General features: G+C 63.0%; 20 protein-coding genes, 4 tRNA genes, 1 other RNA gene and 1 pseudogene. 7 read left to right on the plus strand and 19 right to left on the minus strand.

Annotation, left to right across the window (positions count from 1 at the left end; all coding sequences use genetic code 11):
* Positions 1-43: 43 nt before the first annotated feature.
* The 5 genes from tuf to SSPSH_RS14560 all read right to left on the minus strand — a co-directional run bounded on the left by tuf (position 44) and on the right by SSPSH_RS14560 (position 1860).
* Positions 44-1234 carry an elongation factor Tu gene (gene tuf / locus SSPSH_RS14545; RefSeq protein ID WP_006913614.1) on the minus strand — a complete coding sequence of 397 codons (1191 nt, stop codon included), beginning with the start codon at positions 1232-1234 and terminating at the stop codon, positions 44-46.
* 98 nt (positions 1235-1332) lie between these two features.
* Positions 1333-1407, minus strand: a tRNA-Thr gene (locus SSPSH_RS14550).
* Positions 1408-1441: 34 nt separating this feature from the next.
* Positions 1442-1515: transfer RNA gene (locus SSPSH_RS14555), tRNA-Gly, on the minus strand.
* An 82-nt stretch (positions 1516-1597) separates the two neighbouring features.
* A non-coding RNA gene (locus SSPSH_RS18540) (RtT sRNA) lies at positions 1598-1729 on the minus strand.
* 46 nt (positions 1730-1775) lie between these two features.
* Positions 1776-1860, minus strand: a tRNA-Tyr gene (locus tag SSPSH_RS14560).
* Positions 1861-1995: 135 nt separating this feature from the next.
* On the opposite strand from SSPSH_RS14560, the gene SSPSH_RS14565 reads away from it, so the two are divergent.
* Positions 1996-2898 carry a LysR family transcriptional regulator gene (locus SSPSH_RS14565; RefSeq protein ID WP_051339883.1) on the plus strand — a complete coding sequence of 301 codons (903 nt, stop codon included), beginning with the start codon at positions 1996-1998 and terminating at the stop codon, positions 2896-2898.
* A 15-nt stretch (positions 2899-2913) separates the two neighbouring features.
* Here SSPSH_RS14565 and SSPSH_RS14570 read toward each other — a convergent pair whose 3' ends face one another.
* From SSPSH_RS14570 to SSPSH_RS14630, 14 genes are all read right to left on the minus strand, one after another.
* Positions 2914-3189 carry a formate dehydrogenase subunit delta gene (locus tag SSPSH_RS14570; protein WP_006913612.1) on the minus strand — a complete coding sequence of 92 codons (276 nt, stop codon included), beginning with the start codon at positions 3187-3189 and terminating at the stop codon, positions 2914-2916.
* A gap of 31 nt (positions 3190-3220) precedes the next feature.
* The gene (fdhF, locus tag SSPSH_RS14575) at positions 3221-6124 is read right to left on the minus strand and encodes a formate dehydrogenase subunit alpha (protein ID WP_006913611.1); all 2904 of its coding nucleotides are present in this window, start codon (positions 6122-6124) and stop codon (positions 3221-3223) included.
* Positions 6125-6166: 42 nt separating this feature from the next.
* Entirely contained in the window at positions 6167-7714 is a 1548-nt protein-coding gene (locus SSPSH_RS14580; protein ID WP_006913610.1) for an NADH-ubiquinone oxidoreductase-F iron-sulfur binding region domain-containing protein, read from the minus strand.
* Complete coding sequence (locus SSPSH_RS14585) at positions 7711-8178, minus strand: NAD(P)H-dependent oxidoreductase subunit E (RefSeq protein WP_006913609.1); 468 nt, start codon at positions 8176-8178, stop codon at positions 7711-7713. The genes SSPSH_RS14580 and SSPSH_RS14585 overlap by 4 nt, the downstream gene beginning before the upstream one ends.
* Before the next feature lie 369 nt (positions 8179-8547).
* Positions 8548-8623 (minus strand) — tRNA-Thr (locus SSPSH_RS14590).
* 68 nt (positions 8624-8691) lie between these two features.
* A complete protein-coding gene (locus SSPSH_RS14595) occupies positions 8692-9420 on the minus strand; it encodes a type III pantothenate kinase (protein WP_006913608.1) in 729 nt (242 codons plus the stop codon).
* The gene (locus tag SSPSH_RS19015; RefSeq protein ID WP_021031837.1) at positions 9417-9644 is read right to left on the minus strand and encodes a Bifunctional protein BirA; all 228 of its coding nucleotides are present in this window, start codon (positions 9642-9644) and stop codon (positions 9417-9419) included. The genes SSPSH_RS14595 and SSPSH_RS19015 overlap by 4 nt, the downstream gene beginning before the upstream one ends.
* Positions 9641-10378 carry a biotin--[acetyl-CoA-carboxylase] ligase gene (locus SSPSH_RS14600; RefSeq protein WP_161627843.1) on the minus strand — a complete coding sequence of 246 codons (738 nt, stop codon included), beginning with the start codon at positions 10376-10378 and terminating at the stop codon, positions 9641-9643. Before SSPSH_RS14600 ends, SSPSH_RS19015 begins: the two co-directional genes overlap by 4 nt.
* Positions 10375-11001 carry a glycerol-3-phosphate 1-O-acyltransferase PlsY gene (gene plsY, locus SSPSH_RS14605; protein ID WP_006913606.1) on the minus strand — a complete coding sequence of 209 codons (627 nt, stop codon included), beginning with the start codon at positions 10999-11001 and terminating at the stop codon, positions 10375-10377. Before plsY ends, SSPSH_RS14600 begins: the two co-directional genes overlap by 4 nt.
* Before the next feature lie 2 nt (positions 11002-11003).
* The gene (locus tag SSPSH_RS14610; protein ID WP_161627844.1) at positions 11004-12854 is read right to left on the minus strand and encodes an AMP-dependent synthetase/ligase; all 1851 of its coding nucleotides are present in this window, start codon (positions 12852-12854) and stop codon (positions 11004-11006) included.
* The gene (locus tag SSPSH_RS14615) at positions 12835-14631 is read right to left on the minus strand and encodes a M61 family metallopeptidase (protein WP_006913604.1); all 1797 of its coding nucleotides are present in this window, start codon (positions 14629-14631) and stop codon (positions 12835-12837) included. The genes SSPSH_RS14610 and SSPSH_RS14615 overlap by 20 nt, the downstream gene beginning before the upstream one ends.
* Positions 14632-14756: 125 nt before the next feature.
* Positions 14757-15170 (minus strand): DMT family transporter, encoded by a 414-nt coding sequence (locus SSPSH_RS14620; RefSeq protein WP_021031840.1) that lies wholly within the window; start codon positions 15168-15170, stop codon positions 14757-14759.
* Positions 15171-15177: 7 nt separating this feature from the next.
* Positions 15178-15534: an EamA family transporter gene (locus SSPSH_RS18090; protein ID WP_006913602.1), complete on the minus strand. Its 357-nt coding sequence runs from the start codon at positions 15532-15534 to the stop codon at positions 15178-15180.
* Positions 15531-16193, minus strand: coding sequence for an HAD family hydrolase (locus SSPSH_RS14630; protein ID WP_021031841.1), 663 nt, complete (start codon positions 16191-16193; stop codon positions 15531-15533). Before SSPSH_RS14630 ends, SSPSH_RS18090 begins: the two co-directional genes overlap by 4 nt.
* 138 nt (positions 16194-16331) lie before the next feature.
* Between SSPSH_RS14630 and murB the strand changes: the two genes are divergently transcribed.
* The 6 genes and pseudogenes from murB to SSPSH_RS14660 all read left to right on the plus strand — a co-directional run.
* The gene (gene murB / locus SSPSH_RS14635) at positions 16332-17345 is read left to right on the plus strand and encodes a UDP-N-acetylmuramate dehydrogenase (protein WP_021031842.1); all 1014 of its coding nucleotides are present in this window, start codon (positions 16332-16334) and stop codon (positions 17343-17345) included.
* 69 nt (positions 17346-17414) lie between these two features.
* Entirely contained in the window at positions 17415-18536 is a 1122-nt protein-coding gene (locus SSPSH_RS14640; protein ID WP_006913599.1) for a PstS family phosphate ABC transporter substrate-binding protein, read from the plus strand.
* A gap of 177 nt (positions 18537-18713) precedes the next feature.
* Positions 18714-20369 (plus strand): isovaleryl-CoA dehydrogenase, encoded by a 1656-nt coding sequence (locus tag SSPSH_RS14645; RefSeq protein ID WP_006913598.1) that lies wholly within the window; start codon positions 18714-18716, stop codon positions 20367-20369.
* A 191-nt stretch (positions 20370-20560) separates the two neighbouring features.
* Positions 20561-20989 (plus strand): MarR family winged helix-turn-helix transcriptional regulator, encoded by a 429-nt coding sequence (locus SSPSH_RS14650; RefSeq protein ID WP_021031843.1) that lies wholly within the window; start codon positions 20561-20563, stop codon positions 20987-20989.
* Positions 20986-22398: a TolC family protein gene (locus SSPSH_RS14655; RefSeq protein ID WP_006913596.1), complete on the plus strand. Its 1413-nt coding sequence runs from the start codon at positions 20986-20988 to the stop codon at positions 22396-22398. Before SSPSH_RS14650 ends, SSPSH_RS14655 begins: the two co-directional genes overlap by 4 nt.
* Positions 22395-22679 (plus strand): annotated as a pseudogene (locus SSPSH_RS14660) (HlyD family secretion protein); the annotation flags it as partial. The gene SSPSH_RS14655 and the pseudogene SSPSH_RS14660, both read left to right, overlap by 4 nt.

The raw sequence follows: 22679 nt of genomic DNA on the forward strand, positions 1-22679 counted from the left end.
CGATGAATATGAGTCGCTCGCATGCCGCAATCGCGCTATTCAGCTATTCCGTAATCTTGGTCACGACGCCGGCACCCACGGTGCGGCCGCCTTCACGAATGGCGAAGCGCAGGCCTTCTTCCATCGCAATCGGGTGAATCAGTTCGACGTTCATCGTGACGTTGTCGCCCGGCATCACCATCTCGGTGTCCGCCGGCAGCTCACACGCGCCCGTGACGTCCGTCGTGCGAAAGTAGAACTGCGGGCGATAGCCCTTGAAGAACGGCGTGTGACGACCGCCTTCTTCTTTCTTCAGCACGTACACTTCGCATTCGAACTTGGTGTGCGGCGTGATCGAACCGGGCTTGGCCAGCACCTGGCCGCGCTCGATGTCTTCACGCTTGGTGCCACGCAGCAGTACGCCGATGTTGTCGCCGGCCTGACCCTGGTCGAGCAGACGACGGAACATTTCAACGCCGGTGACGGTGGTCTTGGTGGTGGGATTGATACCCACAATCTCGATGTCGTCGCCGACATTGACGATGCCGCGCTCGACACGACCGGTGGCGACGGTGCCGCGACCGGAGATCGAGAAGACGTCTTCGACCGGCATGAGGAAGGCGCCGTCCACGGCACGTTCCGGCTCGGGAATGAAGTCGTCCATGGCGCGCACGAGCTTGGCGATAGCTTCGATGCCGAATTCGCCTTCGTCGCCTTCCAGCGCTTTCAGCGCGGAGCCGACGATCACCGGGGTGTCGTCACCGGGGAAGTCGTAGGCGTCGAGCAGTTCGCGCACTTCCATTTCGACGAGCTCGAGCAGCTCTTCGTCGTCGACCATGTCGGCCTTGTTGAGGAACACGACGATGTGCGGCACGCCGACCTGACGCGACAGCAGGATGTGCTCACGCGTCTGCGGCATCGGGCCGTCAGCCGCGGAGACCACGAGGATCGCGCCGTCCATCTGGGCAGCACCAGTGATCATGTTCTTGACGTAGTCAGCATGACCCGGGCAGTCAACGTGGGCGTAGTGACGCGCTTCACTTTCGTATTCGACGTGCGAGGTCGAGATCGTGATACCACGCGCCTTTTCTTCCGGCGCCTTGTCGATCATGTCAAATGCCGACAGCTGCGATCCGAACAAACGGTTCGATACCACCGTCAGCGCCGCCGTCAACGTGGTCTTGCCATGGTCCACGTGACCAATCGTGCCGACGTTTACGTGCGGCTTGTTACGCTCGAATTTTGATTTGGACATTGCTCGCCTTTCGTCGTTGTTGCCGTGAGTTCAACTCACCGTAGCCGCGACGCCAAAACGCATCGCGCGCCGACGACGCGACTGCATCGCCGGCAAATTGGAGCCCATGACCGGACTTGAACCGGTGACCTCTTCCTTACCAAGGAAGTGCTCTACCGCTGAGCTACATGGGCCTTAGATTGTCATTGCCGCCATAGCGACAAGTTATGGAGCGGGCGACCGGGATCGAACCGGCATCATCAGCTTGGAAGGCTGAGGTTCTACCATTGAACTACGCCCGCGCTGCCAACCACCCGACTCTCGCCAATTCCGGCGCTGCCTGCAAGGGCGCTGCCCGATCCTGACGATTCAAACTTGTTCAAATGGTGGAGGGAGGAGGATTATTCGCGCCTTCGGCGCTCACCCTACGGGCCGGTCGCGTCACGCGACCGTTCTCGGCCGCTCCGCGCCCTCGTCGAACCGCTCGGTTCAAACCCTCCTCGGTCCGGCCTTTCTAATTGCCGCGACCACCAGTCGTTGTTTACTACGTCAATATGTCAAATGGTGGAGGGAGGAGGATTCGAACCTCCGAAGGCTGAGCCGACAGATTTACAGTCTGTTCCCTTTGACCGCTTGGGTATCCCTCCACAAACGAGCCGCGCATTGTTCGCAATCGAAACCCGATTGTCAACCGCTGGAAAGCGATCGTTTACAGTCGATGTGCACGTATGATGGGTGTGACACTCGAGTCAGCGATCAAACGGCGCGAGGAAAACGTGCACATGGATATAAAACAACTGCACTACTTGGTCGCGCTGGCCGAGGAACGACACTTCACGCGCGCCGCCGAGCGCTGTCATGTCACCCAGCCGACCCTGTCCGGACGCATCCGCCAGCTCGAACAGGAATTGGGGGTACCGGTCGTCGAGCGCGGCCAACGCTTTCACGACCTGACGCCGGAAGGCCGGCGCGTATTGCAGTGGGCACAAGCCATCCTGCGCGACTGCGCAGCCATGAACGAAGAACTGACGGTGCTCAAGGGCGGACTGGCGGGACGCCTGTCGCTTGGCGTGGTGCCGTCGGCATTGCCGATGGTCGTCGCGCTGACACAATCCATGCGCCGACGTTATCCCAAGGTGCAGTTCGCGATCTATTCGCGCACCTCCGACGAGCTACTGCGCGATATTCAGGACTTTCGTCTGGATGCCGGCATTACCTATCTCGATAACGAACCGGTCGAACATATGACCACGCTCGATCTTTATACCGAACGCTATCGGCTGTTCGTGGCCCACGATCATCCGTGGACGAACCGGCGCAGCGTGACTTGGCGTGAAGCCGCGGACGAGCCGTTATGCCTGCTGACACCGAACATGCAGAACCGGCGCATCATCGACCAGATTTTCGCCCAGACCCGCAAGACGCCGACCGTACCGGTGGAAACCGACTCGATCGTGAACCTCTGGGCCCATATCAAGTTCGCTGGCTTGAGCGGCATCCTGCCGGAATATTTTGGCGAGCTTCTGGGCGCAGACACGTCGATCCGCTCGATTGCGCTCGACGATATCGACAGCACCCACCGTGTAGGTCTGGTCACGCTCGAACGCGACCCGTTGTCGCCCATGGTTTCGGCGTTATTCGAGACCTGCCGCGAGGGCGGCTTGTTTCCATTGGGCACGAACTGACCCACAGGTTCGCTATCAGGTCGCGCGACGGCCGATCTCTTGCTGGGCCGCAGGATCTCCCGATTCACCACCGGATGACGGCTCGTCGCGAAGCGAATCGACAGCGGTGTGTACGAGTTCGTGCAGGCCATTACCGCCGGCGGCCACGTATTCGATCAATTGCGTCCGAATACGCGGCTCCCAGAACTTGCGAATATGTCCGTGCACGCCCTCTTCTGCACGCGCCTGAGGGTAGACGCTGAAGTACTGGGCGATCTGATTTGCCTGTCGCACCATCTTGTCGTTTTCCATCGCTTATCTCCTCGGGCGCTCGGCCATTTCGCTACTCGGCCGGTTCCCATTCCTTGTCACCGGCATCGAAACCGGCGGCCACGGAATCCGGATCGCGCACCGACTGCTCGCTTTCGATCTGCTGCTGCTTTTCGCGCGTATCGATATAGCGGCGCTGCCATTCCGACATGGTGTTACACGGCCTGACTTCGACGGCCGTGACCTTGTACTCGGGACACTCTGTCGCCCAATCGGAGAACTCGGTCGTCACCACGTTCGCGGCCGTTTCCGGGAAGTGGAAGGTGGTATAGACCACCCCGGGCGTCATGCGCTCGCTGACCTTGGCCCGCAGGGTGGTTTCGCCCATACGCGAGGCGACTGCCACCAGCGTACCGTCCTTGATGCCGCGCATTTCGGCATCGGACGGATGCACTTCGAGCCAGTCCTCGGCATGCCATAGCCGATTGGCGGTACGCCGGGTCTGCGCGCCTACGTTGTACTGCGACAGAATCCGGCCTGTAGTGAGCAGCAACGGGAACTTGCGGTTGGCCCGCTCTTCGGTGGGTACGAACGGGGTGAGCATGAACTTGCCCTTGCCGCGCACGAACGTGTCCACGTGCATGACCGGCGTGCCTTCGGGGTTGTCGTCGTTGCAGGGCCACTGCACGCTGCCCAGCGCATCGATCTTGTCGAAGCTCACGCCCTTGAAGGTGGGCGTGGTACGCGCGATCTCGTCCATGATTTCCGACGGATGGCTATAGTTCATCGGGTAGCCCAGCGCCTGGGCCAATAGCTGAGTAATCTCCCAGTCGGCATAGCCCGCGGGCGCGGTCTGGATCTTGCGCACGCGGTTGATGCGGCGCTCGGCGTTGGTGAAGGTGCCGTCCTTTTCCAAAAACGTCGAGCCGGGCAGGAACACATGCGCGTAACTGGCGGTTTCGTTCAGGAAGATGTCCTGAATGATCACGCACTCCATGGCTGCAAGACCGGCCGCGATATGCTTGATATTGGGGTCCGACTGAAGAATATCCTCGCCCTGCACATACAGGCCCTTGAAGGTGCCCGCCGTGGCAGCGTCGATCATGTTGGGGATACGCAGCCCCGGCTCCGAGCCGATGGTCACACCCCATTCTTTTTCGAAGATGTCACGCACGTTCTGGTCTGAGACATGGCGATAACCCGGGAGCTCGTGCGGGAACGAACCCATGTCGCAGGAACCCTGCACATTGTTCTGCCCGCGCAACGGATTCACGCCCATGCCGGGACGGCCGATGTTGCCGGTGGCCATGGCGATATTGGCCATGCCCATGACCATGGTGGAGCCCTGGCTATGCTCGGTCACACCCAGGCCGTAATAGATCGCGCCATTACCGCCCGTGGCATACAGACGCGCGGCTTCGCGCACCATCGAAGCCGGCACACCGGTGTATTGCTCGGTGTTTTCGGGGCTGTTCTCGTCGCGCAAAATGAACTCGCGCCAGCCATCGTATTCATCCATGTCGCAGCGCTCTTCCACGAACACGCGATTTTCCAGCCCTTCGCTCAGGATCGTATGCGCCATCGAATTCACGAGTGCAACGTTCGTACCGGGCCTGAGCTGGAGATGATAGTCGGCCTGCACATGCGGCGAACGCACCAGATCGATCGCCCGCGGGTCGCATACGATCAGACGCGCGCCCTGGCGTAGCCGACGCTTCATCTGCGAACCGAACACCGGATGGGCATCGGTGGGATTGGCACCGATAACGAGAATGACGTCGCATTTCTCGACGGAGACGAAATCCTGGGTGCCGGCCGAGGTGCCGAACGTCGAGTTGAGCCCGTAGCCGGTCGGCGAATGGCATACGCGTGCGCAGGTATCGACGTTATTGGTATTGAAGACCGCGCGCGCCAGCTTCTGAACCAGGAACGTCTCTTCGTTGGTACAACGCGACGAGGTGATCGCCCCAAGCGCGCCACTGCCATATTGCTCGCGGATACCGTTGATCTTGTCGACAGAAAACGCGATCGCTTCGTCCCAGCTGACTTCGCGCCAGGGGTCCGTGATCTTGTCGCGAACCATCGGCTTGGTGATGCGATCGGGGTGATTGGTATAACCCCAGGCGAAGCGCCCCTTCACGCAGGAATGACCCTGATTGGCCTTGCCCTGCTTAGCCGGCACCATGCGAACCACTTCGTCGCCCTTGAGCTCGGCGTTGAACGAACAACCCACGCCGCAATAGGCACAGGTGGTGGTGACCGAACGTTCCGGCATGCCCATTTCGACGACGTCTTTTTCGATGAGCGCTTCGGTGGGGCAGGCCTGAATACACGCGCCACAGGACACGCATTCCGATGACAGGAAATTGTCGTCGTCCGTGCCGGCGCTGATCATCGACGCAAAGCCACGCCCGTCGACCGTCAACGCAAAGGTGCCCTGCACCTCGTTACAGGCGCGCACGCAACGCGAGCAGACGATGCAACGCGAAGCATCGAAATCGAAATAGGGGTTGGAGCCGTCCACCGTGGCGAGCTGGTGGTTACGGCCCTTGTTGTAGCGCACCTCGGTCACATCGAGCCTGTCGGCAAGTTCGAGCAACTCATCGTCACCGTGGCCTTCCGGCGTGAGGCTTTCACCCGGATGATCCGACAGATACAGCTCGACCACGCCACGACGGATCTGGTTGAGCTTGTCGGTCTGAGTTGCGACCTGCATGCCTTCCGACACTTCGGTGGTACAGGAGGCCGGGTAGCCCTTGCGGCCTTCGATCTCGACCAGGCACAGCCGACAGGAACCAAACGGCTCCAGCATGTCGGACGCACACAGCTTGGGCACCTCGATGCCGGATTCGATCGCGGCGCGCATGACCGACGTGCCCTGCGGCACCGTCACCGACTGGCCGTCGATTTCGAGCGTGATCTGGGTATCGGATGAACGCCTGGGCGTGCCGTAGTTCACGGGGTTGAGAGATGCCATGGCTACCTCCTCTCGTTTTGTTCTTGTGGCCAGCGCGGCGCGCTAGCTGAGAGCGGCCGCGTCTTCGCGAACGCCGAAATCTTCGGAAAAATGGTTGAGCGCCGACAGCACGGGGAATGGCGCCATCCCGCCGTGAGCACAGAGCGAGCCGTTAATCATGGTGTCGCAGAGCTCACGCAACAGCTCGATATTCGCCTCACGTTCGTCTTCGGCAATGATGCGATCGATAACTTCCTGCGCGCGCACCGAACCCACGCGACAGGGCGTGCACTTGCCACAGGATTCCAGATCGCAGAACTCCATCGCGAAGCGCGCCTGCTGGAGCATGTCGACCGTGTCGTCGAAGACCACCACGCCGCCGTGGCCGATCATTGCTTTCTTCTCGGCGAACTCCTCGTAAGCCAACGGGGTATCGAAATGCTCGGCAGGCACATAGGCACCCAGTGGCCCGCCGACCTGGGCAGTACGCACCGGCCGTCCAGTCGCCGACCCGCCGCCCAATTCATTGATCATGTGATCGAGCGTCACGCCGAACGGCATCTCGTAGAGTCCGGGCCGGGCGACGTTGCCACACAACTGAATCGTGAGCGTGCCGCGCGATTTATTGATACCCAGATCGTGATAGTTCGGCGCGCCCTGGGCCATGATCGCCGGCACGCTGGCCAACGTAATCACGTTATTGATGATCGTGGGTTTGCCCATGAAGCCCTGAACCGCAGGCAGCGGCGGCTTGAACCGTACCAGGCCGCGCTTGCCTTCAAGGCTTTCGAGCAGCGAGGTTTCCTCGCCACAGATATACGCACCGGCACCGATACGCAGCTCGATATCGAAGGCCTTGCCCGAACCGAGCACATCGTCGCCGAGCATGCCTTCCGCCCGCGCGACATCGAGTGCGCGCCGTAGCACACGCTCGGCGTCGGGATATTCCGAACGCAAATAGATCAAACCGTGTTCGGCGCCGACCGCCACGCCGGCGATCGCCATACCTTCGAACAGGGTGAACGGATCACCCTCCATGAGCATGCGATCGGCATAGGTGCCGGAATCGCCCTCATCGGCATTGCAGACCACGTACTTCGTGGCACCAGCCGTGTCGTGCACGGTCTGCCATTTGATACCGGTAGGAAAACCGGCCCCGCCGCGCCCGCGCAATCCGGATTCCTTCACCGCATCGACGATCGCCTGGCCGCTGTTGTCGAGCGCCGCACGCAGGCCAGCGCTGCCGCCGTGAGCCACGAACGCGGTCCAATCCGTCGGCTCGATCACACCGCAGCGCGCGAACGTGAACCGTCGCTGGCCCTGGTCGCGCAGCAGTTGATCGATATCGCCCACGCAGCGCGGGTGCGACTGGTACTCATCGCCGGCAAGCAGCCGGGCCAACTCGGGCACATCGTCAGCCTCGATCGGACCAAAGCCAATACGCCGGCCTTCGCGCTCGATCTCGACCATCGGCTCCAGCCAATAAAAACCGCGCGAACCGGTCCGCACGATCTCTGCATCGGCCAATGCGCTCTGGTGCGCAAACGCTGCTGCGGTTTCGTTCGCGCCGATCGATACCGCGGCACTGTCGGCAGGAATAAAGAGCTTCATGACGCCGCTCCCGTGCCCGCCCGGGCAAACAGCGCGCTGACCCGCTGCGCGTTCATACGCCCGATGGTGCGTCCATCGAGCTGGACCGACGGCGCACAGGCGCAGTTGCCCAGGCAATACACCGCCTCCAGCTGCACGTCCGCATGGTGGCTGTCAGCTGCCGCACTGGCTGCAGCCCACACATCACGTCCGCCCACCGACTGGCAGGCCTCGGCGCGACATACCTTGAGGCTATGGGTGCGCTGCGGTTCGCGATGGAAGTCGTGATAAAACGTTACCACGCCGAATACTTCCGCCCGGGAGAGGTTCAGCGCATCGGCGATCTGCTGAATTGCATCGTCGGATATATGGCCGTAGTGCGCCTGTACATCGTGCAGAATCGGCAGCAGCGGACCCTCGCTTGCCTGGTGACGCGCGCAGATCGCAACCACATCGGGACCGGCCTTGCCGTTACTCCTCTCCATCGCCTCAACCTTTGTTCTCGGTGTTTGCTTTTTATACAAGCGCTTCGCGGAAGCGCTTTGAGTACCAGCAATACACCTCGCCAAGAAGGTGTCAAATTGGCGCGGCCAATAATGTTATTAGCGCACTCTATGGCGCACCGCAACGCATATGCCTGCTTCGGTGGCACGGCCGGCGACTCGGCATGGTCGACAAGGCTTCAAGGCGCAAGCCGTCAGAATAAGTGCGGATACGTGTCTGCCGAACGTTCCGATTTCGCAGTGCCTAGATAAGACGAAAGTCGATACACGACGAACGCTACAGACATCGCGACAGACATCGCGCCCGCATAGAATCGCGGCGGCGCAAACCGGCAACAAGCGGGACGAGAATGGAGCCGGCGACCGGGTTCGAACCGATGACCTGCTGTTTACAAAACAGCTGCTCTGCCAACTGAGCTACGCCGGCTTGGGCGAACAGCGCCGGCGGAACCGCCACGCGCTGGCGCACATTCTGCCGCGTGAAACGCGACCTGGCTAGCCCGCGGGCAGCGACGATTGACGCTGGGCATGCACGGCGAGCCCTTCGAGCACGAGATGCGGGCGCAGTGTCCATCGTTGCGCCAGATACTCGGCCAGCTGCGGCGCGCCGCCGCCGGTCAGCAGCAGTCGATCGGGCGACAATTCGACCGCGGCATTGTCGAGCAGGCTGATCGCGCTACGCAGCGTGCCGGCCGCGATGGCAGCATCGGTGTTACGCGCGAGCCACAGCGGTGCGGCGCTCTCGCGCGCCGGGCGAAGCTGTGTCTGACGGCGCAACGCGCCCCGCATCGTCGCCACCCCTGGCGTAATCAAACCGCCCTGGTGACGCCCGTCGGCATCGACGAAGTCCAGCGTCAACGCCGTGCCCGCGTCTGCGACCAGAACCGATCCGCGGCCTGCCGTGCGCGCTGCGATACAAGCCATCCAGCGATCCACGCCCAGGCGCTCGGGCTGGTCGTAGGCATTGATTAGATCGCCGGAACGGCTGCTGCTGACGGCCGCCTGCAGATTCGCGCCACCGCGCACCGCGAATTCACGCAGATGGGCCAGAGCTTCGGGCTGGGCGACACTCGAAACGTGAACCGCCTCGACCGAGGTGCGGGGCAACGCCTCAAGCCAATCCGCGTTACCGGCACGAACCACAACGCCTGTTTCGATAAGCGCGGTGCCCCGCGCCAACGCCCACTTGCAGCGCGTATTGCCGATATCCACAAGCAGGTTCATGACGCCAGCCGCAGACTCACGTCGCCGGAATAGACCGACTGCATACCGCTTTCGAATTCGACTTGCAGCGCACCGTCGGCCGCAATACCCCGTGCGATGCCAACCCGCTCACCGCGACTTTCGATCACACGAACCGGCTTGTCGCGTACGGCATCGAATGCCTGCCAACGCTCTCGAAAGGTCTCGAAGCCCTGCTGCTCGAAACCATCGACCGCCTGAATCAAGGCCTCGAGTACGGCCGCAGCCAGCTGATTGCGCCCGGGGGGGTGGGCAGGTGATCGATTAACCGCGTCCAGGGCTGGTCGATACTTTCGGCCTGGGCCCGATCCATGGATACATTCAGGCCCAGCCCCACGATCAAGCGGGCCCGCGCGCCCAGCTCGCCGCGGTGTTCGATGAGAATGCCGCCGAGCTTGTCGCCGTCGGCCCAGATATCGTTCGGCCATTTCAACGCCAGATCTTGCGCGCCTATATCACGCAGCGCTTCGATCACGCATACGCCGACCGCCAGACTCAGCGCGCCCAGCGGCGCACGCGTACTCGACACATCCGCCGCCAGCGAGACATACAGATTGGCCCCGAACGGCGAGGCCCACGGACGCCGAGCACGCCCGCGCCCGGCTGATTGATATTCAGCCAGGCAGGCTGTCATCCCGGGCCCGCCCTGGCGGGCAAGCTCGGCGTTGGTCGAATCGATACGTTCGTGGACGCTCAACCCGTTCAGGCGCGCGCCCACCTCACCCAACGCGCTTCGAATCGTGTCTTCGTCGAGCAATTCGATCGGTGCAGCGAGCCGATAGCCGCGCCCGGCCACCGAATGCACGACCAGGCCCAACTCGCGCAATTCCGCGACCCGGCCCGAAATCGCCGCACGCGATACACCCAGTGCCTCGGCCAGAGCCGGGCCACGGTGCCAGGCGCCGTCGGCAAGCAGACCAACCAGCGTGACTTCACTCAACGCCGGCGCCACATCACCCGCTCGAAGCGGTTCTCGCGCCCAGCGCGCAGCCGCTGGATGTTCTCGCGATGGGTATAGAAAATGAGCACGGTCATGGCGATCACGAACACCTTGGCGGCAACGCCGGCGCTGGGCGCGAACAGCGTCGCCAGGGCCACGCCGACCATGCCCAGCAGCGTGGCAAGCCCGACATAGCCACTGGCCACGAGCGTTGCGATCCATACCGCCAGGCCCAGCAACAACGCGCCGGGCAGTAGCGCCACAAGCACGCCAATGAGCGTAGCCGCGCCCTTGCCACCACGAAAGCCGAAAAATACGGGGTAAACATGGCCGATAACCGCGGCTGCACCACAGGCCAGCGCCATGCCAAACCCCAGTTCGCAGATCGCCGGCACGGCCAGCGCTGCGATAATGCCCTTGAGCAGATCGAAGACCAGTACCGCCGCGCCGTAGCCGCGGCCGCCGGTGCGCAGCGCGTTGGTCGCACCGGCATTGCCGCTACCGCTTTGCCGCGGATCGGCTCGGCCAAAGGCTCGCGCGAGCAGCAGACTGCCCGACAACGAACCGATCAGATAAGCCAGGCCCAGTGCCACAACGCCCAGCAGTACGCTGCTCAAACTCATCGCTACCCCAAATTCGTGTTCTGCGACACGTCCGCCTTCTCTCCCGGCGCACGCCGCCCATACAAACGCGCTATGTCACGAGCATAGCAGCGTGCCACGCGCCGGCGACGGGTCTTGTCGGTGGCGGTGATCAGATCGTTCGCCTGGCTCCAGCGATCGGTGGTGATTGCTACGCGCCGGATCTGGGCATGGGCCGGATAGCCGGCCAGCAGTTCGCTGAAACGCGCGAGAAAGAAATTCTCCAGGCGCGAACTGGTGAGACTCGCCGGCGCGTTGGGGTCGAGGCCCAAGCGGCGGATGACCGGCACCAGCGTGTCGGCCGGACAGCTTACGATCGCGGCCAGCACCGGGCGTGCTTCACCGACCACCACCGCGCGCTCGACCAGATCGTCCAGGCGCAGCGCCTCTTCGAGCGGCTCGGGCGAGGCTTTCTCGCCCGTGGTCATAACGATGACCTCTTTCATGCGCCCGGTCAGATACAGCCGATTCTTGTCGAGCCGACTGACCTTGTCGCCGGTATGCAGCCAGCCGCCGGCCGAAATCGTGCGCGCGGTGGCCGCTTCATCCTGCCAGTAGCCGCGCATCACGCCGGCACCGCGTACCAGCAGTTCATTGTCGGGGCCGACCTTGGTCTCTACGCCCTCAAGCACGATTCCAACGCTGTCGATGGCGTTGTCGTGCAGCCGGTTCACGCTCACCACCGGGCCGGCTTCGGTGAGGCCGTAGCCCTGGAGCACCGGCACGCCCAGACCCACAAGCGTGCGCGCGACCGGGTACGGCAGCGCCGCCGCCCCGGACACGGCGTATTGCATATCCGCACCAAACAGACGCAGACAGCGCCGGGCCACGAAATAGCGCAAGAACGGCCACAGCAGATGCCGTGCGCGCCGGCGACTGCGCCCCTGCTCGCGTTCGAACACCGACTCGCCCAGCGTGATCGTGAAAGCCACCAGCCGGCGCACGAAACGCGGGCGCCGAAGCAGCCAGCGGTTGAGCTCGATATAGAAGCGCTCGTAAACACGCGGCACGCCGATCAGGGTAGTGATCGGCGCGCGCGCCAGCGTCAGCCCCAGAAAACGCGGGTGACGGCAGAACGTAATCACCCCGCCAGTCACCATTGCCCGATATGCGTTCACTACCCGTTCGTAGGAGTGCGGCAACGGCACATAGGACAGCGCATGCTCGTCTTCGATCGTCGGCAGCGCGTCGGCGCAAGCCTGGGCGTTGAACAACAGATTGGCGTGGGTCAGCATCGCCCCGCGCGCACGCCCGGTCGACCCCGATGTGTAGACCAGACTGGCCAGGGCATCAGCTGACACCGATACACCGGCGCGATGATCCTCTGCCGCGTTCGCCAGCGCCGCCTCAGCGCCGCGAATACGCCCTGCTTCGTCGACCTCCCCGTTGAATACGAGCGCGGTTTCCAGTTGCGGACAGGTATCGGCTTCGACAATACGTTCGACCCAGCGTGCCTTGACCGCCACCAGCACGCGCGCGCCGCTGTCTTTGATCAGGTGCGCGTTGCTGGCCGGCGTATCCGCACAGAACAGGCCGACCGTGACCGCGCCCAGCGCCATCACGGCCTGATCGACACATAGCCACTCCGGGCTGTTGCGCAGCATGATCGCGACCCGATCGCCCGGTTGCACGCCCGCCTCGGCGAGCACGGCCTGCCAGCGCTGCACCCGTGCTGAAACCTGCGCCCAGGTCAGGCTGATCCATTCATGGCGACGTGGGCTATAGAATCGATACGCCAGCGCATCCGGGGTACGCGCCACACGCGCTGCGAACAGATCGCAAAGGGTGGCCGCCTCGTCGCGGCCGATCCAGTGTTCAGGCCGGGGCGTTTGCACGGTGCAACCAGTTCGCGCGCCGCGCATGGGCGGCCGGATCGGCATGGCTATCGATTCGCAGTTTCCATTCCCCGGCCGCTACGCCAGCCAGCGTGACTTCGCGTAGCAACAACTCGTCGCCGCGCAGCAGATGCAGACGTACTACCGCCCCGGCCGGATAGCGGCGCAAACGCGTGGCAAGCGTCGTACCCACAACTTCAATGCCATCGATCGCAACCAGACGATCCTGGGGCGACACGCCAGCGGCCTGCGCCGGGCCATCGTCGAATATATGGGTGACCCGCGGTTGCGCATCGCTACCCGAGCGCAGACCCAGCCGCCCGTGCACGACGGCCGCGTCGTCGGTGGCCGGTGCAAATACCGCATCGATACCGAAATAGCGCAGCCAATCGGCCCAAGGCGCATCGATGGTGGTTTCGAGATGGTCTTCGACGAATACCGACAGATCGAGGCCCGAGAGCTCGGCGGCCAGCGTGGCCAGCCCGTGTTCGGGCACCGGATCGTCGTCGCGGCCATTGCGCTGCCAGAGTTCGCGCATGACGTCGTCGAGCGATAGCACACCGTCGGTTTCTACCCGCAGCTTCAGATCGAGGCCGAGCGCGAACTGGGCGCCCTTGCCGTAGTAGCTGATGACAGCGTTCGGCGTGTTTTCGTCGGGGCGATAGAACTTCAGCCAGGCGTCGAAGCTCGACTGGGCCAGGCTCTGACGATGCCGGCCCGGCGTACGGTCGATACGCGTGGCCAGCGTCGCCAGCCGGTCGAGATACCCCTGTTCCGAAATCAATCCGGCGCGTACCAGCCCCAGATCGTCGTAGTAGGACGTCACCCCTTCATAGGCCCACAGGTCGCGAAAATAGGCTTCCGACTGCAGATCGTTGGCCGCGACTGCGGCCGGCCGGATGCGCTTGACGTTCCACAGATGGAAATATTCGTGGCTGCACAGCCCGAGCAAGGTTTCGTAAGCGTTGCTGCGGGTGGCCTCGCCATTGGCGGGCGCAATACGCGCGGGCAACGCATCGCGCGCAACCTGCAACACACTGGATTCGCGATGTTCCAGCCCGCCGAAGCCGCTGGGCGTGACCTGGGCAAAGAACAGATACTCGCGTGCGGGCAGTTCGTCGAACACAGCGGCCTGGGCTTCACAGGCTGCCGTCAGGTCGGCGGCCAGACGCTGAGTATCGGCATCGTGGCTGCCCAGCAGCACGAAGGCATGAGACACACCGCGCACCTCGAAGCGCACGTATTCCACGGCCGCGCCCATGGCGACCGGCTGATCGATCAATGACCAATAGCTCTCGACCGCATATACGCCAAAGCCGCGGCTGTCGACCGCTTCGGCCGGCAGGGTCGTGACCACCTGCCAATTGTCGATGCTGGTCGGTGCTTCAAGGGTCACACGGCAGGGATCGTGCTCACGCCCGGCCGGACGCAGCGCCAGCGACGTGAAGTTAAAGAAGGCGCGCGTATCGTCGAGAAACGCGGCACGTACCGATTCGTCGCGCGCATAGAACTCGCAGGCAACGGTCAGCCGCGTACCCGTGGGCGTACAGCGCCAGCGCTGGCGATCCAGCGATATGATTTCGATCGGTTCACCGTCGCTTTCGGCTGCAATTGAAAGCAGGTGCCGGGCAAAGTCACGAATGACATAGCTGCCGGGAATCCAGCTCGGCAGCGCCAGCTCGACCGGCGCCCCCGCCTCGACTTCGGTCTGCAGCACGACCCGGAACCGATGAGCGCTCGCAGCGACCGGCGTTACGATGTAGTCCAGCGTTGGCATGACGCCTCGCCTTTGGGTCAGGTCTTCGATTCGAAGGCGCGCAAGTGTACGCCCTCGCCGGGCTGCTGCCCATACAGTTCATATACAGCACATGACGTGCATGCCACCGTCATCAGATACAGAGGCTAGCTACGCCGCGAGCCGGCCACGAGGGCCACACCACACATGATCAGGCCGGTGCCTGCCAACCGGCCGACGGTAATCGCCTCATCGAGTGCTGGCCAGAGCGCGGCGCCGAGATATACCAGCACATAGCTCAGGCTCATCATCGGAAAGGCGATGCTCAGATCCATGCGCGAGAGCACCTGTAGCCAGACCATGATGGCGATCGAATAAACGATCATCCCCAGCCAGACGAAACCGATGCTCATCGGCGCGACGATGCCGCTCCAGACCAGATTGAAGAACGCCTGAGGCGATTCGATCGGCCCGAAGGCCAGCATGCCACGGCGCATGCATAGCTGGCCTGCCGCCATCAATGAAACCGACAGCAGCAGCAAGCCGATGCTCACCCACGACTGCCGGCTGATACGCAGCATCGACGGATCAAGCCGCATAGGCGAGCACGCCGACACCGAGCACGATCAGGGCAACGCCACACCAGCGGCGCTTGCCCACCACTTCATCCATCGATACCGCCGAATAGGCGACGACCACCACATAGCTCAACGCCAATACCGGGAACGCCAGACTTACATCGATATGCGACAACACCACGAGCCATAGGCAGGTGAGCACAACCTGGGTACTCATACCCGCGAGCACCAAAGGCTGGCGCAGCGGGCGCAGCCAGACATGACCGGCCCGCGCCTGGGCGGCCCGGGTCATACCGTGCTTGAGTAGAATCTGGGCGAGGCTCGCCAGCCCCACGGCGAGCACGAGAAATATCTGCGAAACGCTCACCAGCGGGCGACTTCGAGCCCCAGACCGCCGACTTGATGGAACAAACGTTTGGAGGGACACACGGCGACGCCGTTCTCGGCCCACGACAGCAGCGGCAGATCGGCATGCGAATCGGAGTAGGCGGTCACACCGCGACCATCCTCCGGCATCCCGTCCAGCGCCTTGATACGCCGCAGCTTCTCGTCATCGCGGCAGTTTTCGCCGTCCATGCCGACCAGTCGCCCACGTGCGCTCCACGCAGCGCGGGTGGCTAGCACTTCGTTGATATGCAGCTTTTCCGCCAGACGGGCCACATAGATATCGAAACTCGCAGAGGCCAGAATCACCCGATCGCCTGCCTCCTGATGCTCGCGCAACTGGGCAACGCCCTGTTCACGCATGGCGTCTTCGAGCAGTTCATCGACGAACCGATCCGCCCAGGCTTCAACGCGATCGCGCGGCTGACCGCCGACGAACGAACGCAGCACCTGCGTTTTCACCCAGGTGCGATCCCCCCAACGCCAGAACCGCAACAAATTCCACGGCAACCGCCAGCTCACACCGACGCTGCGCCGCTTGCGTTGATAGCGCAGGTAGCCGATCACGAAAGGCAGGAACGTGTCGTAGCGGGTAAGAGTGACATCGAGATCGAACACGACGATGCGCTGCGACTGTGACAAGACAGTTCTCTTCTTCGATTTGGTTTGTAGCCAGCTTACGTCAAACACGCCGGACATCGACATACCCGCGCCCGCGCGCCCTTGTATTTGCGTCGGCGTGCATCGACCATTGCTGCTTTGCGCCGTCCACCGTCTGCCATGCGTAAACCCCGCAAGCCCACACCTGCGCAACAACGCGCCCTGGCCCAGCACCTGGGCGCTGCGCTTAAACGCAACGTGGCGCTGGCGCCGCGTACGAGCTTTCGTATCGGCGGGCCGGCCGCATTCTATGTCGAGGCAAAAACGCCCGAGGCGCTGGCGACCGCCGTGCGCGTTGCGCGGCGCTTCGATATCGATTACTTCCTGCTCGGGCGTGGCGCCAACATCCTCATGGGCGATCGCGGCTATCCCGGCCTGGTCATCGCAAATCAGGCCCAGGCGATCGATGTGTACGGCACCTGCGTGACCGCCGCCAGCGGCGCACTGGTCTATCCGGATCTGATCGATGCCGCCGTCGCGCACGGCCTGTCCGGCCTCGAGCACTATGTCGGCATTCCGTCGACCGTCGGCGGCGCGCTCTGGCAGAACCTGCATTTCCTGTCACCGGCGCCGGCGCGCGAACGCACCATGTTCATCGGCGAAGTGCTCGAATCCGCCGAGATTCTCACCGCAGACAACGAACGCCGACGCGTGGACGTGGATTATTTCGAGTTCGGCTATGACCAGTCAGTGCTGCACTCACGCGACGATATCGTGCTCTCAGCCACCTTCGAACTCGAGCCCGCACCCGCAGAAACGCTCACCCGGATCATGCAGGAGAACCTGCGCTGGCGTGCAGAACGGCACCCACCGCTGGATAGCGAACCTTCGGCCGGCTCGATCTTTCGCAAGATCGAAGGCATCGGCGCCGGCCGACTCATCGATGAATGCGGCCTCAAGGGACTGCGCTGCGGCGACGCCCAGATTTCGCCGCGTCATGCCAATATCATCGTCAACCACGGCCAAGCATCGGCGGCCGATGTCTGTGCGTTAATCATGCATGCACAACGCTGTGTACAGGCAGAAACCGGCTACTGGCTAACCCCGGAGATATCGTTCGTTGGCGAGTTCGCCCCGGTAACGCGCCTGGCTGCCGACGCCCGTGCCTCGACAGCGCAGCCGGCCACGTCATAAAACTGTCATGTTCGCCTGACAGCCTACGCTCGACGTGTCGGCTTTCGACCACCAATTCAGGACTATTCAATGCTGACTTCGCTGTTTTCCAACCCGACCCGATCGTTCTTGACGATCGCGGTCACCGCTTTCGCCCTGACCGCCTGCGGCCAAGGCGAGCAACAGAACACCGATCAGGCCGGGCAAAGCTCGAACGGCAGCGATTCGCAGGCCCAGAACGCGGGCGAAAAATATAGCCGCGGCCAGATCCGTATCGTCGGCTCGTCGACGGTCTACCCGTTCTCGTCCTATGTGGCCGAAGAAATGGGCGCCACCACCGACCTGCGCACCCCGGTGGTGGAATCCACCGGCTCGGGCGGCGGCTTCAAGCTGTTCTGCAGCGGCGTGAGCGAAGACACCCCGGACTTCACCAACGCCTCGCGGCCGATGAAGGCATCCGAGCTCAAGATGTGCCAGGACAACGGCGTCGACGATATAACCCAGATCATGGTCGGTTACGACGGTATCGTGATCGGCCAGAAAGCGGGCGAGCCCGCGCTCGATCTGTCACGCGAACAGCTCACCAAAGCAGTCGCTGCCCAGGTGCCGCAGGACGGCCAACTGGTCGACAACCCCTACGCCAAGTGGAGCGATATCGATCCGAGCCTGCCGGATCACGAGATTCTCGTGTACGGCCCGCCGACTTCGTCGGGCACCCGCGACGCGTTCGAAGAGCTGGTCATCGAGCACGGCGCCGAGCATATCGATGGCTACAACGGCGAAAAACCCAGCATTCGCCAGGACGGCAAGTTCGTGCCCTCGGGTGAAAACGACAACCTGATCGTGCAGAAACTCGCCCAGAACGCGAACGCCATCGGGATCTTCGGCTATTCGTTTCTGGAAGAGAACCGCAACAAGATTCAGGCCGCCAAGGTCGATGGCGTGGAGCCCAAGCGCGAGCTGATTTCCTCGGGCGAGTACCCGATCTCACGCTCGCTGTTCTTCTATACCAAGAACGCGCATGTCGGCCGTATCGACGGTATGGAACAGTACGTCGACCTGTTCCTGTCCGATCAGATGGCCAGCGATCGGGGCGCGCTCAAATCGCTGGGTCTGATCTCGCTGCCGCCGGAAGAACTCGAGGGCATGCGTGAAAAATGGAAGAACCGCGACAAGGTGACCGCCGAATCGCTCAAGAGCGAACACGGCTAGTTCGCACCACAACCAGTATCGGGTGGTTTCGGGGGTATGCCCCGTGCCACGCGGGCCGGCCCACGGGTCGGCCTTTTTTTATGCGTAGTCTCCAAGCCGCTCGGTAATTGCTCTTATCCGGAAGCGGCGCTGGAATGAGGCACAATCGGTCGTTCAGGTTTGAACCGGATTTCCGCCATGTCCGATACGCACCGCGCGCCTCGCCAGCATTTGCGCACCCACGACGTCACCAACCAGCCGCCGCCACTGGAACACTACAACGCGTTCACCTCGGATACAGCGCTCATGGAAGCCGTACGCCGTGAAGGCGGCGACTGGGGCCAGGACCGGCTCAAGACCTATGGCGCGATCGCCGGCACCGAACTCATCGAGATCGGTTTCGAGGCCAACGAAAATCGCCCCGAACTCACCACCTTCGATCGCTATGGGCACCGTATCGACGAGGTGCGCTTTCATCCGGCCTATCACCGCAGCATGACGCTGGCCAAGGAACATGGCCTGCACGGACTGACCTGGACCGCCCAGCGCGAAGGCGCACAAGTCGTGCGTTCGGCCCTGTTCTATATGCATAACCAGATGGAAGCCGGCACCATGTGCCCCATCACCATGACGCACGCCAGCGTACCGGCACTGCGCCATGCGCCCGATGTGGCGGCACAATGGCTGCCCGGCATTCTGGCCAACAGCTACGACCCAACGGTCGCCCCGCATGGCGACAAGCACGGCCTGACCATCGGTATGGGTATGACCGAAAAACAGGGCGGCTCGGACGTGCGTGCCAATACCACCCGTGCCACAGCACGCGCCGATGGCAGTTTTGGTCTCGTCGGCCACAAGTGGTTCTTCTCGGCACCGATGTGCGATGCCTTTCTCGTGCTCGCCCAGGAAGAAGCCGGTCTGTCCTGTTTTCTGTTGCCGCGCTGGACTGCGGCCGGCAAGCGCAACGCGATCGAAATCCAGCGGCTCAAGAACAAGCTCGGCGACCATGCCAATGCGTCGTCCGAAGTGGAATTCTTCGACGCCGAAGCCTATCGCGTCGGTGACGCCGGCCGCGGCGTGCCGACCATCATCGAAATGGTGTCGCAGACCCGGCTGGATTGCATGCTCGGCTCGGCCGGGCTTATGCGCCAGGCCCTGGTACAGGCGATACATCACTGTCGCTACCGCGAAGCCTTCGGTGCACGCCTGATCGAACAACCCTTGATGCAGCACGTACTGGCCGATATGGCGCTGGAGTCCGAAGCCGCCATGGCCTACGCCCTGCGCGTGGCGCGGGCGTTCGAATCCGGCGACGAACACGAAAAACTGCTCGCGCGTATCGCCACGCCGGTGGGTAAATACCTGATCTGCAAGGCAGCCCCACCACTGGTCAATGAAGCCCAGGAATGTCTGGGCGGCGCCGGCTATGTCGAGGAATCGATCGTGCCGCGACTATTCCGCCAGTCGCCGCTGAATTCGATCTGGGAAGGCTCGGGCAATGTGCAGTGTCTGGATATGCTGCGCGCAATGGCCAAAAGCCCGACGGCAGTCGAGGCGCTGCACAAGGAACTGGCCGTCGCACAGGGTGCGCATCCGGCTTACGACCGACATTGTCACGACTTGCAGAAGATGCTCGGTGCAGTCGCCGATGAACCCACACAGGCCCGGCGTGTCGCCGAAGCCGTCGCCCGCGCCTTGCAGGCCAAGATCCTGCTCACCGGCGAATCGAGCTGGGTGGGCGAAGCCTTCTGCGAGGCGCGCCTGAGCGGCAATCGCGGTATGGCCTATGGAACGCTCGATACCGATCTCGATTTCGCGCGCATCATCGCGCGCGCTGGCGTAGCGCTGGACTAAGACCACCCCGACCGCGGGGCGATGCCAGCGTATCGCCCCGCTCTTGAGCGTCTGTTCCGGAATCGTTTGCAACAGGTGCTTGGCGCATTTGCGCACAGACCTTTAATTTTTCACACCAAGATAGTATTGCAATTATATTATTGCACTATACACTTACATGCCAATCATTCTGCTGGTATGCGAGGTGTCGCTTGGCACACGTTCTTCCGGATTCCATACGCTGTCGACTGGGCTATTTGCTGGCCAAGACGCATCAGCGCCAACTCAAGCTCTTCGAAGCCCATACACACGACTTGAGCGTGTCGGGACGCCAGTACGCCACGCTGCTGGCGCTGGAAGCCAACGCTGAGCTGCGCCAGAGCGATCTCGCCGAATGGCTGGACCTGGATCGCACAACGGTGACCTATCTGATCGATAGCCTGGAGGAACGGGCCTGGATCGAGCGCCAGCGCGACCCGGCCGATCGTCGTGCCCATATCGTGCGTTTGACCGACGCCGGCACGGTAGCGCTGGCCGACATCCGCCCCGCGGCTCAAGCGGCCACGCAGGAACTGCTCACACCGCTCGACGACGATGAACAGGCACAACTCAGGGCGCTGCTCGCCCGCCTGTTGCCATGAGTGCGCTGCGCCAATTCGCGCTGCTGTTGTGTCTGGCCGGACTGATCCAGGCACCGGCCCTGGCTGGGCCGGCTACAGCGGCTGAGACGTTCAAACTCCCCGAATCCGCCGCGGCCCTGTCGCTAAGCGATGCCATCGATCAGGCGATGGCCGAAAATGTGCAGACCCTGCTCGCCGATGCGCGTCGCGACGAAGTCGCCGGCGACCGTCGCGAAGCACGATCGGCTTTTCTGCCGCATATCTCGGGGCGCGTGAGTCAGGCCCGTCGGCAGAACAATCTTGCGGCCCAAGGGCTGGATATCCAGTCGGCGCTGGATTCACTGGGTCCGGCCGCACAGAACGGCGATATCACCGTGCCGGACGTGATCACCTACAACAGCTTTGACGCCCGCGCCGAGTTGCGCCAGAACCTGTTTGATTACAGCGCCTGGCAGCAATACAAGAGTGCCAAGCTCGGCGAACAGGTGGCCGCCGATCAACTGGCGCTGGCGCGCGAACAAGTGGCTTCCCAGGCCGCGCTCGACTATGTCAGCGCCCTCGCTGCGCGCGCGTCGGTCAAGGCCGCCCGTGCCGACCTCGAACTGGCCGACCGGCTCGCCGATCTGGCTGTCGATCAGGAAAACGTGGGCATCGCGACCGGCGTGGACGTCACCCGCGCCCAGACCCGCCAGGCCCGTGCACGTGCCCGTCTGGCGCAGACGCAGACGAATCGCACACGCGCCGATATCCAGTTGGCGCGCACGGTCGGGCTGGCGCTGGATACCCCGCTCGTGTTGAGCGACGACCTGCACTACAGCGCTACAGTCGATGGCGATATCACCGCCGACCTGGATACCGCCTTTGCCAGCCGCGCCGAACTGCGGCTTGCCCAGGGCGAACTGGCGGCGCGCCGTGCCCAGCTGGCCGGCGCTCGCGGTGCACGCCTGCCGAGCCTGTCGGCATCCGCCACCTATGGCGAAGCCGGCAACAGCTACCACGAGAACGTGGAAGACACCTACACGATCGGCGCCCAGGTCGAGGTGCCGATCTTCGACGGCGGTGCCATTGGCGCCCGTATCGACAGCGCCGCCAGCCGGCTCGATCAGCAGCGCATTCGCTATCGCGATACGCGTACCCAGGTCGAGCAGGACGTGCGCGTGGCCCGGCGGACGCTGCATACGCTCGCAGAACAGGTTCGCGCGGCGGAATCGGCCTTCGAACTCGCCAACCGCGAGCTCGACCTCTCGCGTGACCGTTTTGCGGAAGGCATTAGCGACAACATCGAGGTGATCGATGCCCAGGCCGCACTGGCCGATGCGCGCAATGGCCGCGTCGCGGCCCTGGCCGATTACACCCGCGCCCGTATCAATCTAGCCGCCGCGCTCGGACGCGCCGGCCGTTTCCGTCTTTATGAGACTGCCACGCCATGACCGATTCTGTTGAAGAAGACAACCGCGCCGACGCTGCTGCCACGAGTAACGGCAAGGGCAAGCGCGTTGCCGTGATCGCCGTCCTGCTCGTTCTGGTATGTGCCATAGGCGCGGGCATCTGGTGGTGGCTGAACCGAGATCTGGTCAGTACCGACGACGCCTTCGTACAGGCCGATATCGTGCAGGTCGCGCCGCGCGTGACCGGCACGGTTGCCGAGGTGTATGTCCGCGACAATCAGCACGTCGACAAGGGCGACCCGCTGTTCACGCTCGACCCGGCC

Origin of the sequence: Salinisphaera shabanensis E1L3A, assembly GCF_000215955.2 — a bacterium.
GTDB lineage: Bacteria > Pseudomonadota > Gammaproteobacteria > Nevskiales > Salinisphaeraceae > Salinisphaera > Salinisphaera shabanensis.

Bases quoted from the DNA above. Each gene is read 5' to 3' on its own strand.
- murB (WP_021031842.1), top strand. From the start codon at position 16,332: ATGCGTAAACCCCGCAAGCCCACACCTGCGCAACAACGCGCCCTGGCC.
- SSPSH_RS14570 (WP_006913612.1), bottom strand. From the start codon at position 3,189: ATGGAAAACGACAAGATGGTGCGACAGGCAAATCAGATCGCCCAGTAC.
- SSPSH_RS14620 (WP_021031840.1), bottom strand. From the start codon at position 15,170: ATGCTGCGTATCAGCCGGCAGTCGTGGGTGAGCATCGGCTTGCTGCTG.
- SSPSH_RS14640 (WP_006913599.1), top strand. From the start codon at position 17,415: ATGCTGACTTCGCTGTTTTCCAACCCGACCCGATCGTTCTTGACGATC.
- SSPSH_RS14655 (WP_006913596.1), top strand. From the start codon at position 20,986: ATGAGTGCGCTGCGCCAATTCGCGCTGCTGTTGTGTCTGGCCGGACTG.
- fdhF (WP_006913611.1), bottom strand. From the start codon at position 6,124: ATGGCATCTCTCAACCCCGTGAACTACGGCACGCCCAGGCGTTCATCC.
- SSPSH_RS14615 (WP_006913604.1), bottom strand. From the start codon at position 14,631: ATGCCAACGCTGGACTACATCGTAACGCCGGTCGCTGCGAGCGCTCAT.
- tuf (WP_006913614.1), bottom strand. From the start codon at position 1,234: ATGTCCAAATCAAAATTCGAGCGTAACAAGCCGCACGTAAACGTCGGC.
- SSPSH_RS14595 (WP_006913608.1), bottom strand. From the start codon at position 9,420: ATGAACCTGCTTGTGGATATCGGCAATACGCGCTGCAAGTGGGCGTTG.
- SSPSH_RS14645 (WP_006913598.1), top strand. From the start codon at position 18,714: ATGTCCGATACGCACCGCGCGCCTCGCCAGCATTTGCGCACCCACGAC.
- SSPSH_RS14565 (WP_051339883.1), top strand. From the start codon at position 1,996: ATGGATATAAAACAACTGCACTACTTGGTCGCGCTGGCCGAGGAACGA.
- plsY (WP_006913606.1), bottom strand. From the start codon at position 11,001: ATGAGTTTGAGCAGCGTACTGCTGGGCGTTGTGGCACTGGGCCTGGCT.
- SSPSH_RS14585 (WP_006913609.1), bottom strand. From the start codon at position 8,178: ATGGAGAGGAGTAACGGCAAGGCCGGTCCCGATGTGGTTGCGATCTGC.
- SSPSH_RS14580 (WP_006913610.1), bottom strand. From the start codon at position 7,714: ATGAAGCTCTTTATTCCTGCCGACAGTGCCGCGGTATCGATCGGCGCG.